This is a genomic window from Klebsiella sp. EMBS2024 (assembly GCF_036233805.1).
Lineage (GTDB): Bacteria > Pseudomonadota > Gammaproteobacteria > Enterobacterales > Enterobacteriaceae > Klebsiella > Klebsiella pneumoniae.
In genome coordinates, this window is the sequence record NZ_JAZARW010000005.1 from 3724 (window position 1) to 4060 (window position 337).

1 protein-coding gene is annotated in these 337 nt (G+C 53.2%); it reads right to left on the reverse strand.

Annotation, left to right across the window (positions count from 1 at the left end):
* Window positions 1-112: 112 nt before the first annotated feature.
* Complete coding sequence (locus VZP09_RS24790) at window positions 113-226, reverse strand: replication initiation protein (protein WP_071789001.1); 114 nt, start codon at window positions 224-226, stop codon at window positions 113-115.
* Between the last annotated feature and the right edge of the window lie 111 nt (window positions 227-337).

Consider the following 337-nt stretch of genomic DNA (forward strand, 5'->3'; position numbering starts at 1 on the left):
AGCTACCAACTCTTTGAACCGAGGTAACTGGCTTGGAGGAGCACAGTCACCAAAACNNGTTCGTTTAGTTTAGCCTTAACCGGCGCATAACTTCAAGTCCATCTCCTCTAAATCAGTTACCAGTGGCTGCTGCCAGTGGCGCTTTTGCATGTCTTACCGGGTTGGACTCAAGACGATAGTTACCGGATAAGGCGCAGCAGTCGGACTGAACGGGGGGTTCGTGCATACAGTCCAGCTTGGAGCGAACTGCCTACCCGGAACTGAGTGTCAGGCGTGGAATGAGANNNNGCGGCCATAACAGCGGAATGACACCGGTAAACCGAAAGGCAGGAACAGG